At 38.7% G+C, this 13,730-nt stretch carries 11 protein-coding genes; 8 read left to right on the forward strand and 3 right to left on the reverse strand.

From position 1 onward, the window contains the following. Nucleotides 1-81 precede the first annotated feature (81 nt). From CIK00_RS11715 to CIK00_RS11745, 6 genes are all read left to right on the forward strand, one after another. A complete protein-coding gene (locus tag CIK00_RS11715) occupies nucleotides 82-1,497 on the forward strand; it encodes an SLC13 family permease (RefSeq protein ID WP_101769043.1) in 1,416 nt (471 codons plus the stop codon). Nucleotides 1,498-1,527: 30 nt separating this feature from the next. Next, nucleotides 1,528-2,853 carry an ATP-binding protein gene (locus CIK00_RS11720; RefSeq protein WP_101769044.1) on the forward strand — a complete coding sequence of 442 codons (1,326 nt, stop codon included), beginning with the start codon at nucleotides 1,528-1,530 and terminating at the stop codon, nucleotides 2,851-2,853. A 12-nt stretch (nucleotides 2,854-2,865) separates the two neighbouring features. Further along, nucleotides 2,866-3,339 carry a response regulator gene (locus CIK00_RS11725; RefSeq protein ID WP_045036669.1) on the forward strand — a complete coding sequence of 158 codons (474 nt, stop codon included), beginning with the start codon at nucleotides 2,866-2,868 and terminating at the stop codon, nucleotides 3,337-3,339. A 155-nt stretch (nucleotides 3,340-3,494) separates the two neighbouring features. Next, nucleotides 3,495-6,089, forward strand: a complete 2,595-nt coding sequence (locus CIK00_RS11730; protein ID WP_101769045.1) for a zinc/cadmium/mercury/lead-transporting ATPase — start codon at nucleotides 3,495-3,497, stop codon at nucleotides 6,087-6,089. Nucleotides 6,090-6,480: 391 nt separating this feature from the next. Beyond that, nucleotides 6,481-7,248, forward strand: coding sequence for a uridine phosphorylase (gene udp / locus CIK00_RS11740; protein WP_045036667.1), 768 nt, complete (start codon nucleotides 6,481-6,483; stop codon nucleotides 7,246-7,248). A 200-nt stretch (nucleotides 7,249-7,448) separates the two neighbouring features. Next, the gene (locus CIK00_RS11745; protein WP_101769047.1) at nucleotides 7,449-7,679 is read left to right on the forward strand and encodes a hypothetical protein; all 231 of its coding nucleotides are present in this window, start codon (nucleotides 7,449-7,451) and stop codon (nucleotides 7,677-7,679) included. A 106-nt stretch (nucleotides 7,680-7,785) separates the two neighbouring features. On the opposite strand, the gene CIK00_RS11750 is transcribed toward CIK00_RS11745, so the two are convergent. The 3 genes from CIK00_RS11750 to CIK00_RS11760 form a co-directional block, all read right to left on the reverse strand. Continuing rightward, on the reverse strand, nucleotides 7,786-8,952 hold the full coding sequence (locus CIK00_RS11750) for a Card1-like endonuclease domain-containing protein (protein ID WP_101769048.1): 1,167 nt from the start codon (nucleotides 8,950-8,952) through the stop codon (nucleotides 7,786-7,788). Nucleotides 8,953-9,253: 301 nt separating this feature from the next. Then, entirely contained in the window at nucleotides 9,254-9,904 is a 651-nt protein-coding gene (locus CIK00_RS11755; RefSeq protein WP_101769049.1) for a LysE family translocator, read from the reverse strand. 263 nt (nucleotides 9,905-10,167) lie between these two features. Then, complete coding sequence (locus CIK00_RS11760) at nucleotides 10,168-10,359, reverse strand: hypothetical protein (protein ID WP_101769050.1); 192 nt, start codon at nucleotides 10,357-10,359, stop codon at nucleotides 10,168-10,170. Between the two features lie 227 nt (nucleotides 10,360-10,586). Between CIK00_RS11760 and CIK00_RS11765 the strand changes: the two genes are divergently transcribed. Next, nucleotides 10,587-12,845, forward strand: a complete 2,259-nt coding sequence (locus tag CIK00_RS11765) for a peptidase U32 family protein (protein WP_233426560.1) — start codon at nucleotides 10,587-10,589, stop codon at nucleotides 12,843-12,845. A gap of 21 nt (nucleotides 12,846-12,866) precedes the next feature. Beyond that, entirely contained in the window at nucleotides 12,867-13,295 is a 429-nt protein-coding gene (locus CIK00_RS11770) for a GNAT family N-acetyltransferase (protein ID WP_101769051.1), read from the forward strand. The last annotated feature ends 435 nt before the right edge of the window (nucleotides 13,296-13,730 follow it).

A 13,730-nucleotide genomic window follows, 5' to 3' on the forward strand; every position in this document is an offset into this window, starting at 1 on the left:
TAGTTTAGCCATTACACTTCACCTTTAATCGAAGGAAAATAAAGGTGATGGCGTATTTATTGTTTAAGGGAATAATGTTCTATGCGTCAAAATCTTCGCTATATCATACCTATTCTGATCCCATTAATTGTTTTGTTATTACCGGCATCAGCTTTTCCTATTGAAGGGTTAACGGTGATTCAGCAACGTGTGATTGCTATTTTTCTATTAGCGGCATTGTGTTGGGTGATGGAGCCTATTCCTATCTATGCAACCTCTGTTGTGATTATTGTGCTGGAATTATTATTACTGTCAGATAAAAGTCTGTATTTATTTAGGCTTGATCAAGGGCAGCCTCAGTTTGGTAATTTAATGAGTTATAGCGAAATAATGGCGACCTTTGCGAGTCCGATTATTATGTTATTTCTTGGCGGTTTCTTTTTGGCGATGGCAGCAACGAAATACCGTTTAGATGTTAACTTAGCACGGGTGTTATTACGGCCGTTTGGAAAACAACCTAAATATGTCATGTTCGGTTTAATGTTGATTACCGCTGTTTTTTCAATGTTTATGTCAAACACCGCAACAACAGCGATGATGCTCTCTATTTTAGCGCCAGTTATTACCTTATTTGGTGCTAAAGACCCTGGTAAAATAGCCTTTGCGTTATCTATTCCTGTTGCGGCTAATATTGGCGGTATTGGAACACCTATCGGCACCCCACCTAATGCGATTGCTCTGAAATATCTGACGGGAGAAAATCTGATTACTTTTGGTGAGTGGATGTTCTTTGGCGTGCCTTTTGTCGCGGTGTTATTGGTATTTGCGTGGTGGTTGATTAATAAACTTTATCCTGCAACGCAACAATCAATTGAATTGACTATCCAAGGTAAGTTTCTAAAAACCCCAAAAGCGATCACGGTTTATGTGACATTTGCCGTCACTATTATGTTGTGGCTAATGGGCTCAATGCATGGCATGAACGCTTATACGGTAGCGTTAATTCCGGTGGCAATTTTCTCGATAACGGGGATTATCAATAAGGAAGATCTTAAGAAAATTTCATGGGATGTATTGTGGTTAGTGTCTGGTGGTATTGCGCTTGGTTTAGCGTTAGATAAAACTGGTTTGGCTAAATTGGTTGTACATAGTATTCCATTTGATATTTTCTCACCTTATGTGGTCTTGCTTGGTGCCGCGATACTGTGTTTATTAATGGCTAACTTTATGTCACATACCGCAACGGCAAACCTATTAATGCCCATTATGGCAGCATTGGGAACATCGATGACGTCATTAACGCCATTAGGTGGTGAAGTTACCTTGATTCTGGTGGTGACTTTTGCTGCATCGTTAGGTATGTCATTACCGATAAGTACACCGCCTAATGCGTTAGCACATGCAACGGGTTATGTTGAAAGTAATCAAATGGCTCGAATAGGTGCGATTGTCGGTGTCGTCGGGGTGTTATTAAGTTTTGTGATGATTTGGGGGCTACAAGTTATCGATCATATTTAGTGCTGTTAACGTTAGATCAAGGATGATGCTATGAATCAACCCAAAGCACTGCGACGGATCATTGATACCTATTTTCAAGATCCTAAGTCGATGATTGCTGTTACTGCTGGCACGGAGGTTTTGCGACAAGATGGGTATAACGATCGCTTATATTGGGTAAAACAAGGTGAGTTATCAGGCTATGTAAATAGTAAAGAAAATGATTTAAGTGCGCAGGTGTTTGTGGTCAAAGAAGGGATGTTCTTTGGCGTACACAGTTTTTTTGCTCAAACACTGGTTGCCTCTACGACGGTTGTTGCAGAAAAAGACAGTGAGATTGCTTGGATTGATTTATCGACCCAAGCGGTTGAGCCTGAGCATTATGGTTCATTAGCTGAGCAATTTATGCCTGTAATGGTGCATGAGTTAGCGATGCGGCAGATGCTTACTGGAATAGCGGCACTAGAAAAAGAAAAAGCGTTGCAGAAATTGTATGCCACTGAACAAATGACCACATTAGGTCAATTAGCGGCAGGGATTGCTCATGAGCTTAATAATGCCATTGGTGTGATTAGTAGTAAAACGGAGAATATCCAAACCGCGATCAGCCAGTTTGTTAATGATAATCAGCCTCAAATGCGACCATTTTTACAACATGGTATCGATCATGGGCAAAGTATTAGTTCAGCCCAAGTTCGTGAACGCAGCAAAGTATTACAGCAGCAGTATACATTGAGTCGAGAACAAGCTCGAACCCTTGCGCGTGCATTACCCGAAGGTGATGTTCCCGCTGATTGGCTTAAAGATATTGATGCTGCCTTAATATGTTGGGATAGCGGCCGTGATTTGCGTGATATACGACTTGCAGCACGACATGCCGCCAGTATTGTACGATCAGTAAAACAGCTAGGTGGTGGTGATCACGCACGAATACCGAATGTTGATATCACGGATACATTACATAAATCGTTAACATTATTACAAAGTAATTTACGCTATGTTGATGTGGTATTACGACCTGCAATTTTACCGCCTGTAACCGCTAGCATCACTGAGTTGGTACAGATTTGGGTTAACCTGATCAAGAATGCATGTGATGCAATGGAACATACTGACAATCCACAAATTGAAATTATTACGCGAAGTGTAAAAAATAAGTTGTTAGTCACTATTACTAATAATGGACCGATGATCGATGAAGCTACGCGTCGTAAAATATTCAATCCAAATTTTAGTACGAAAAAAGGCGGATTATCGTTTGGGTTAGGATTGGGATTAGCAATAGTTCGACGTATTGTTAATAGTTATGGGGGCACTATAGTCGTTAAAAGCGATCATCAACGAACAACATTTAGAATCAAATTACCAATAACGTAAAGGACGGTTATTATGGAAAAAATCACTATTATTTGTGTTGATGATCAACGTGAAGTGTTAAGTGCAGTATTAAAAGATTTAGCTGAGTTTGAGCCGTCTTTTTTATTGGAAGATTGTGAGTCAGCGGATGAAGCATTAGCGTTAATGGATGAACTTGATGCAGAGGGTGAATTTATTGGGGTTATTATTTCCGATCATGTGATGCCGGGTAAAAGCGGCGTTGAGTTATTGACGTTAGTGGCAAACGACAACCGCTTTATACACACTAAAAAAGTATTATTAACGGGGCAAGCTACCCAGCAAGATACCATTGCTGCGATTAATAAAGCCCGTATCGAAAGCTATTTTGAAAAACCATGGGATACTGAGGTATTGGTTAACTGTGTGCGAACATTAGTGACAGAATATATTTTTGATATGGGACTAGATTATACGCTCTGGGGCGATGTAATTGATAATGCAACTGTTTTACGACGTTTACGTTAATTGAACTCTGAGGGTGTAACGTATATTTACTGATTTTTTGATAATTATTATCACTTGAGTACCGTGATATGTGGCTATTTTGCTTGACCTTGGTCTTAACTCAAAGGTTTATAATTATCATCAGTAAAACTGAATAGCACCCAAGGAGAACGATGATGTGTGCTCAATGTAATAATAAAAAAGATCATATTCATACAACAAAATCAACGGTTGCTAATCAAGCAACCGTAACGGTGGTTGCAGCAACGGCTGATTGTTGTTCGAGTATAAATTCTGAGTGTTGCTCGACGAATAAAGATTCTGAAGGGTGTGGTGATAACGACACTGAAGGTCCCGCTGCTGGTGGTTGTTGTTCAACGACAACGCATCATGATATCTATGCCGTAACAAACAAGAATAGTTTTACTATTACTGGTGCGCATGCTTCAGCTTGTGATCAGACGGCTCATCAAAATAAATATCAGCATAGTAACGCTAACCATTGTGATGGTCACGATTCCGATGCTAAGAACGCGCATAATCATGATGATCACGATCATAGCGGACATGCTCACAGTGGCCAATGCTGTTCAAGTCCTACTATGAGTAAAGAACAAGAATTAGCATTAGAAGCATCGCTAACAAATAGTGCTCATGGCAAAACGTTCAGCTGGAAAGTGTTAGGCATGGATTGTCCTAGCTGCGCGGCTAAACTTGAAAAAGCCATCATGTCATTAGCGGCTGTCGATACAGCAAAAGTGATGTTTGCGACTGAAAAATTGATTGTTAATATTCATGATAATCAGCAGACTGATCCTGAAACGTTAAAATCTGAAATAGAAAATAAATCTAAACAAACTGGTTTTACGTTAGTTTCTACAACAACGAAAGCCGCTGACCTACCGACCCCATCTTTCTTAATTCAGCATTTGTCTGTGATTGTTATCGCATTGATGATGGTGATCTCTTTTGTCTTAAATAAAACAGTTTCTGCAGACGTTGGGTTATTCGCGTTTACGCTGACTACCATTGTTGGCTTATTCCCTATATTGAAAAAAGCTATTGTTTTAACCAAATCAGGTACGCCTTTTTCGATTGAAACATTGATGTCGATTGCCGCTATTGGTGCTTTATACCTTGGTGAAACGGCTGAAGCGGCAATGGTTATCTTCTTGTTCCTTATTGGTGAACAATTAGAAGGTTATGCGGCTTCTCGGGCGCGTAGTGGCGTCAAAGCATTAATGGATTTAGTACCAGAAGAAGCAACGGTTATTTCGGCTGATGGTTCAAAAATCAAACGATCTGCGGCTGAGTTAAAACCCGGTGATGTGATTGAAGTTGTACCGGGTGAACGTTTACCCGCCGATGGTCAAGTTCTTGATGTTGTCGCCAGTTTTGATGAAAGTGCATTAACGGGGGAGTCTGTACCTGTTGAACGTACACCTGGCGAAAAAGTCATGGCTGGTAGCATGGCATCGGATAAAGTGGTGCGCTTAACCATTATTTCTGCTCAAGGTGATAATGCCATCGATCGTATTTTGCATATGATTGAAGATGCTGAATTACGGAAAGCGCCATTAGAACGTTTCCTGGATAAATTCAGCCGTTGGTATACGCCAAGTATGATTTTATTGGCTGCACTGGTGGTTATTATTCCACCATTAGTCTTTGGTCAATCTTGGGATGAATGGATTTACAAAGGCTTAGCGTTATTATTGATTGCTTGTCCGTGCGCATTAGTTATCTCTACTCCCGCTGCGATTACATCAGGTTTGGCGGCGGCGGCACGTCGTGGTGCATTAATTAAAGGGGGAGCGGCGTTAGAACAATTGGGTCATATTGAAGTGGTTGCGTTTGATAAAACAGGTACGCTGACTGAAGGTAAACCTGTTGTAACTGATATGATTTGTTGGGATAACGACGACGAGAAATTATTACGTCAAGCTGCAGCGATTGAAGCAGGATCATTGCACCCATTAGCAAAAGCGGTGGTTAATCGCGCTCAAGAAAAGCAGTTATCAGTGGTTGAAGCAACAGAGCGTGAAACCCTAGTCGGGCGAGGTATTCAAGGTATTACTGAAGGCGATAAATTTTTATTATGTGCCGCTGATCGTTTACCTCAAGATATTGTGCTCACAGCTGCGCAACAGCAGCAAGCAACTGATTTAGAAAATGAAGGTAAAACGCTGGTGGTTGCAGTGCGTAATGCACAACCTGTAGGATTAGTCGCATGGCGGGATAATTTACGTGAAGATGCCTTAATTGCGATAGAAAAGCTTAATCAGTTAGGTATTAAATCAGTAATGCTAACCGGTGATAATGCACGGGCTGCTGCTGCAATTGCGAAAGAGATTAATATAGATTATCGTGCGAGTTTGTTACCCGCAGACAAAGTGACTGAAATTCGCAAGCTTAATGATCTACACAGTGTAGCGATGGTTGGTGATGGTATTAATGATGCGCCAGCAATGAAAACTGCGACCATCGGTATTGCGATGGGTGGTGGTACTGATGTGGCATTAGAAACCGCAGATGCAGCGATTACGCATAACCGATTGTCAGAACTACCCGTAATGATTGAATTATCACGAGCCACTTTAAATAATATTCGTCAGAACATTGGTCTTGCTCTGGGACTTAAAGGTATTTTCTTAGTGACAACGATATTAGGCGTTACTGGGCTATGGGTGGCAGTCTTAGCGGATAGTGGTGCAACGGCTTTGGTTACGTTAAATGCTTTGCGCCTATTACGTTTTAAACCAAAAGAATGATTTTGCTAATAACATAATCGTCTTATTTTTATAATCATGATAAGCAGAATGGGTTAAACACCATTCTGCTTTTTTATTTATGGCTATTATTAAGCGTAAATAACAGTGGTAAAGGTTATGATGAAGTTGCTTATTTTTTGTGATGGATTCGATAGGTAAACGTTTTGTTGTGATATACATCAAGTTAATTTGTAACTAAAAATTATGTTGCTTTTAGTTAATGTGAATTAGCTCACTAAAAACAGTTCTAGCTTCCGTTATCTTTACATTAGATTTTGACAGACGTTGTTGTTATGTTGCGTATTACGTTTACTGTCAAACCACAAAAATTAACGATAATTATCCATCTCTGTTCCTACAATCAGAGCGATTAAATTTAGAGGGTATCATTATGTCTGACAATAAAGTGTTCCACTTAGGTGTTAATAAAGCGGATCTTAACGGCGCTGAATTAGCGATTATTCCTGGTGATCCTGCTCGTGTGGAAAAAATTGCCAACCTAATGGAAAACCCTGAATTCCTAGCAAGTGCTCGTGAATACACCGTGTACCGCGCACAGCTAGATGGTAAGCCTGTCGTTATTTGTTCTACGGGTATTGGTGGTCCATCAACGTCTATTGCTGTGGAAGAATTAGCACAGTTAGGTGTTAATACATTTCTTCGCGTCGGCACAACCGGTGCTATTCAACCGCATATCAACCCTGGCGATATGATTGTAACTACGGGTTCTGTACGTCTTGATGGTGCAAGTCTACACTTTGCTCCAATGGAATTCCCTGCTGTGGCTGATTTCACTGTAGCAACCGCAATGAAACAAGCATGTGATGATGCTGGTGCGACTGTGCATACTGGTGTTACCGCTTCTAGTGATACTTTCTACCCAGGCCAAGAGCGTTACGACACATTCTCTGGCCGTGTAGTACGTCGTTTCCAAGGCTCTATGAAAGAGTGGCAAGAAATGGGCGTGTTGAACTTTGAAATGGAATCTGCGACATTATTAACTATGTGTGCAAGTTCTGGTTTACGTGCAGGTTGTGTTGCGGGCGTTATTATTAATCGTACTCAAAAAGAAATTCCTGATCACGCAACATTAAAAGCAACTGAAGCTCGTTCAATTAAGATTGTTGTTGAAGCTGCTCGTCAAATGCTAACGAAATAAGTCGTTTTTAATAACGCACTGATTTATTTTCGATATTCTAAAAGCCGATAGTATTTTATTACTGTCGGCTTTTTTACGTTTAAGGTAAATAGCTATAATTAAAAACAACGTGATAATACGCTATAACCTATTGGTGAATTTAACCATTGGCTCTATTTTGTTGTAGAATAGTATTTTGTGAGCTTAGTGAAGTTATAAACATGATTGATTATAAAATTATATTTCCGAATGGACGTCAAGATACCATTGCATTACCTATTTCACCTGTATTACAGATGAAAATTGCTTATTTAGATGATGTGTTTGTTGTAAGAGATATTATTGCAACAGTAGGAGAAAACTACACGATAGTGACATTATTATTAGATGATGGTCAGCACCATACGCAAAAACCACAAGCGGCAGGGGTTGTTTTTAATCGACTTGGATAAGTAACGCTAAACGGCATTAAGCGACGATCAATCTTTGATTCAATAAAAAGGCCTTATGTGAAAAAGGCCTTTTTTGATCAATGAACATTATTATTTTTACAGATAACTATGCTGGGTTATGTGCCTGACCACCTGCACCTTTCAACCAATCATGAAGGTGAGTATATAATTCACCCAGTTGATCTGGACCAATAATTGCCAACCCTAAATCTTGTGCGCGAACTAAATCGTGATGACGTAGAGGACGGAAACTTACAAGCATTGCACGCGCTTGTAGGCCACCTAGCAAGTCACGTAATGATTCTAGTTTGTACAAGGTATCACCGCCATCATCACGCATACCTTTAGTCTTACACTCAATGATATGCAGTTTATTATTAACGATAGTTGCCACATCAAGTTCATTACGCACTTCACGGTCACCAATTTTACGGTAAACCTGCACGCCCAATGAGTGATCTTGAATTGTCGGTAATTCGTTTTGAATTGCACGAACCGTACTGTGAACTAGGCTTTCTAACCATTCACCGTTAGCAAAACGACGCGCCTCTTCATGTTTAAATGTCAAAATACCATCGTGGTATGTTGCAAGGCCTGTTTCTTCTAAATCAGTTAGGAGCGTGCCAAGTTCTTTATAGCCCTGTTGCTTTTCACTTAACTCAACATTTAATACCTGTTCTTTACGACAGGTTGTTGCTAGATAATTAAGTGTTGCTAAACCTGGGCCTAATTCTAATGCAGAACTTGCCCAGCGTTGGCCTAATTCCCATAATTGGTCGTTCAGAGATTCTGGCATTGGATTGTCAGATAATTCACAACGTGCACCAAAAATAGTTAAATAATCAGAGATTTGAATACGATCTTGAACTTGTTGTTGTTCACGGTCATTAGGGAACAACCAGCACATTTCATCACTGAATGGCTCAATAACGTAGATAGGCCAATGGAAAGAGCGGAAGACTTCATAAGCAGATAATAAACGGTGACGTAAACCACAGCTAGCATTAAACCACACATCTCGGCTGTCGTGTTTTAATTGTTCAGCAAGTTGGTTCAAACATTGTCTAATTTGAGTGACATTGATAATGTCGGGAATAATAAAAAATTCAACAATAATATTACGTGAAGTTAAAATAGAAGCGAGTCGATCATATTGTTGTTGTTGTTTTTCTGTACCAATAAAGATCATTTTATCAGCAGGTACTGCTTCATCTAATAATGGAGTGATCAGACGGACAGGATCCTGATCAATAATGCCAACGTGAGTAATCATAGTAATCCTTAATGCGCCCAACATACAGGGCGTAATATGGTGATGCGCATTAAATAAAAGAAATGTAAAAGTAAGTGTGCGCAACACATCTAAGGTAAGTATATGCGGTTTTTTAGTGCAAAATTCAAGTCAAAATTTATAAACTAATAATGCACACATTAATCGGAAATATTACTTATTCAGTTATTTTGTCTAATAGTCTATTTTTAAGCGTTTTTTTTATCTAAATATTGAGATTTTCTAAAATGCCATCGTTATTCATGGCATTTTTTTTGTTGAAAACATAGTTATCAATAATAATTTACATACTTGGTGGTGTTGGTAATTGTGAAGCTAATAGCCAAATAGCCAGTACGAAGAAGATTAAACCCATAAATTTATGTTGGTTATTACGGAATTTTTCATTCTTCAATAACGATTTTCCAAAAACACCAATCGTTGTGACTAAAAATAAGTTAAATAATAACCCTAATACATTTAGTAATAACCCAAGAATTAGCATCTGTTCGCCAGAGGATGTTGCAACATGGGTTGAAACAAATTGTGGTAAGAACAACACAAAGAAAATGAGTGCTTTAGGATTAAGTAGATTAGTAAAGACAGCACGACGGTATAACGTTGATGCCATTTTATTGGATTGCTCTAATTCTTGAGGCGCGTCATCTGGGTGACTGCGCATACAATCCCAGCCCATTTTTAATAAATACGCGCCGCCAACTAAACGTAAAACATGCAATGCGATTGGGTTCATTGCGATAAGTGCTGATACCCCAAGAGCCGCTAGAATGGTTAATAAAATACCAGAGGTTGCATTACCTAAACTTGCATAAATACCGACTTTGCGACCGTAAGTTAAGCTTGAACTGGCAATAAGTAACATGTCAGGTCCAGGAATGAGTAGTAGAGCAATTACAGCGGTGAGGTAAAGCGGTAATACATTTAAATCAATCATGGTAAAAACAACGTTATAGTGTAGAAGTCTATATTTTACACAATAAATAGTTCCATTCCATGAGTTACAATCAATAGAAAGTGTTTTTTACTGCTTTGACTTGATTATGTATGTTAATTGTCCGTTTTCCGTTATTAATTTGTTAATATTAATGGTTTTATTTGGGCGTTAAGTTAGGGAAGGACTGATCACTAACAATAAAAAATACTGTTGATGTGATCAGTGAATAATTGGTTTTGTTGGTCTATTTTGACTGACTTTTATTATGCTTTCTTGCTGTGGAAATGAAAACGCTCATGAAAGTAAGCTTTTAGATGTTCTTCCATATTGTGTACTTTATCATCAATCGCTTCACACAGTACTGCATCATTGTTCATTGCATTGACACGGTTAATAACCATTTCGTCGATAGCTGATTTTTGTGTTTCGGTTAGTTGTGGCTGTTGAGTTGTCATTATTATTTTTATCCTTATTGTTTCGATTAATCAGTAAAAGATTTGAATATATGCATAGTATCGATATTTATTTAAATAAGGAATATTTGTAAAAATTGTTTACGAATAAAAAGTGATTAAAACTGACCGTAAGATGTGATTTATTTTCCAAAATTGGACTTAATCGCGCTCATGAGTAGAATAGCCGTTCACAAAATTGATACGTTTTTTGAAAGGCACGGTTATAAATGGGTAATAACGCGATGAGAAGTAACTTTGAGTTGTTAGCGCCGGGCGGTGATATAGAGTCGATTAAAGCGGCAATCGTTGCGGGTGCGGATGCTATTTATTGTGGATTAGATAATTTTAATGCCCGTAATCGTGCAACGAATATTACCTTTGAAGATTTAAATGGCATTGTTCGTGTTGCACACCAGCGTGATTGTAAGATTTTTCTTACGCTTAATATCATGATCCTTGAAAGTGAAATTCCTGCTGTTATTCGGTTATTGAATAAATTAGTTAACACTAAAATTGATGGTGTTATCTTACAAGATTTAGGGCTATTTCACTTAATTAAGCAACATTTCCCAACACTTGATGTTCATGCTTCAACCCAAGTTAATAGCCATAATGAAGGCCAAATTTTATTTATGGGGCAGCTTAATGCGAGCCGTGTGAATTTATCGCGTGAACTTAATATCAAAGAGATAAAACAGTTAGCACAGTTTGGACATCAACATAATGTGTTAATGGAAGTGTTTGTTCACGGCTCATACTGCATTGGTTTTTCTGGGTTGTGTTATATCAGTTCGGCTAAAAATGGTAACTCAGGTAACCGTGGTCGTTGTAGCCAACCTTGTCGAGATCAATACCAAACGACGGCGGTTGGTAAAGATTACCCATTAAATATGAAAGACAATTCTGCGTTTTCAAATTTAGAAGCCTTAGCGGATGCTGGGGTGTATTCATTGAAGGTGGAAGGACGCATCAAAAAATCACATTACGTTTATACCGTGGTGGATAATTGGAGCCGTCAATTAGATAACTATTGTAATCAAAAGCCATTATTGGCGGATACACGTGAGTTATACACTGTCTTTAATCGCGATTTCTCTAACTCATACTTAATGGGTGATATTAATAACGCGATGTTTATCGATAATCCACGCGATAACTCTGTTGATCACTTTGCACAGATTGCTGATGCTAAATCTGAGACTGAAATTCAAGCGGTTAAGCAAAAGCTATATGATGACAAAACTACGATCATTCAAACTGTTGAAGAGCGAATTGCTGATCTAGACATTAGTTTATTAGCATTAGAACTCACTATTATCGGTCAGGTTGGACAGCCGCTTATTATTCAAGTAACGACACCGTTACAACAGTTTGAAGTGGCATCAACCTCGTTATTGCGTCAATCTGATAATACGGTACTTGATAGCGATTGTTTTGAAAAACGCTTTCGTAGCTTAAATAACGGTGAATACTTGTTATCATCAATGAATTTAAGCCAATTAGCGGCAGATGTGGTGGTGCCATTTAAAGAATTAACGCAAATGCGCGATCAAATTGCATGCGGGTTAAATGGTGATCAACCATTAGTTGAAGCGTTTGAATTACCGAAAACTGTTCGTCAGCCATTATCGACGATGACACCACGATTATCGGTCTTGATTGCTAATCCTGCTGATATTATTGCTGTGAGTCAGCCAGATACCACAGTGTATTATCAATTGCCAGAAGCGATGGCAATGGAAGGGTTAAAATTAGTTAGTCTGTTCCAAGAAAATCCACAGCTTATTCCTTGGTTCCCTGCAATTTTAATTGGCGATAATTATCAAGCGGCAGTGACGTTCCTTGAACACGTTAAGCCATCACGTATTGTAACCAATAATAATGGTGTCGGTTATGCGGCGCATCAGTTAGGTTTAGCGTGGGTGGCTGGCCCTCAAATGAATATCAGTAACAGTTTGAGCCTTGAATGCTTACAGCAAGAGTTTGGTTGTGTTGGGGCGTTTATTTCTAATGAGATCAAACGTTCACAAATTAAACCCATTGCAGCACCTGCTGAGTTTGAATTGTATTACAGTATTTATCACCCGATGATGTTGCTAATGAGCCGTCAATGCTTATTCCATCAAACAGTAGGCTGTAAGAAAAAGCGTTTTGATGATAAATGCTTACGTAAATGTGATAAGTCAGCATCGATCATTAATCTTACTGAAGCGTCATTTGTGGTTGATAAACAGCGCGGTGATCATAATGCATTATATAACCCGAAGAACTTCTTAAATCTTGATATTGTGGCTGAGATTCAGAATAAGTTTACGGGCTTTATGATTGATTTACGTGATATTAAAACGGAAACTGCAGTGAATGCTGATAAAGCAACGGTTGTCTCTTTGTTTGATACCTATATCCATGGTGATATCAACGCTCGAGAAATATTAGAGCAAACTATCGTTGGCACTATTTGCCAACAATATAAAAAAGGTCTGTAATTTAGATAAATAGGATATTTCATGGTAGACGTAAACATTGTTGCTTTTGATGAAGCAAATAAAGAGAGTATTCGTTTAGTACGTGAGCAGGTATTTATTCAAGAACAACACATTGATCCTGAAATTGAGTTTGATGGTTTAGATACACAAGCGGTGCATGTGCTGGTGGTTGATGGTGAACAGCCATTAGGGACCGGGCGTATTTTAGCAAATGGACACATTGGTCGTATTGCGATTATGCAGGCTGCTCGTGGACAAGGATTGGGTGTAAAAGTAGTACGAGCTTTAGTGGAATATGCTAAACAACAAGGTTATCCAAAGGTTGATCTTGGCGCGCAAACTCATGCTGTTGATTTTTACCGTAAGCTAGGTTTCACGCTATACGGTGATGAATTTATGGAAGCTAATATTCCCCATCAAGCGATGGTAATGCTATTAGAACACCCATAAATCGATAGCTTAGTATCGATTTTCTTCAATAAAGAAAACGCAGCTTATTTTATCAATCTTGTGTGAATAAGATGGTTTAAAATGGCTGCGTTTTTATTGACTGTTAAGATCTTAGCCTCTCAGAACCGTTTGGAATATTGCGCACCACACCAACTTTTAATTTACGTTTCAGTGGAGTAGTGACAAAACCAATAGGGGAAAATACGCATTGTTTTTATCTTCTGTCGCTGAGATCAGTGCCACACTGTCGCGTACGGTTAATAGCTTGGTTAGTTTTAACTAAAAGATAAATAGTAAATGGCAGAATAGAAACGCCTAATTAAACGGTAAATATTTAAAATAAATCACAGTTTTAATGGAAGTTACGGTTTTTAATACTTAAAAAAAAAGGCTCATAAGAGCCTTTTAATGTATTCGCGTTGAGAATAATAACCG

Source organism: Photobacterium carnosum (assembly GCF_002849605.1).
Taxonomy (GTDB): domain Bacteria; phylum Pseudomonadota; class Gammaproteobacteria; order Enterobacterales; family Vibrionaceae; genus Photobacterium; species Photobacterium carnosum.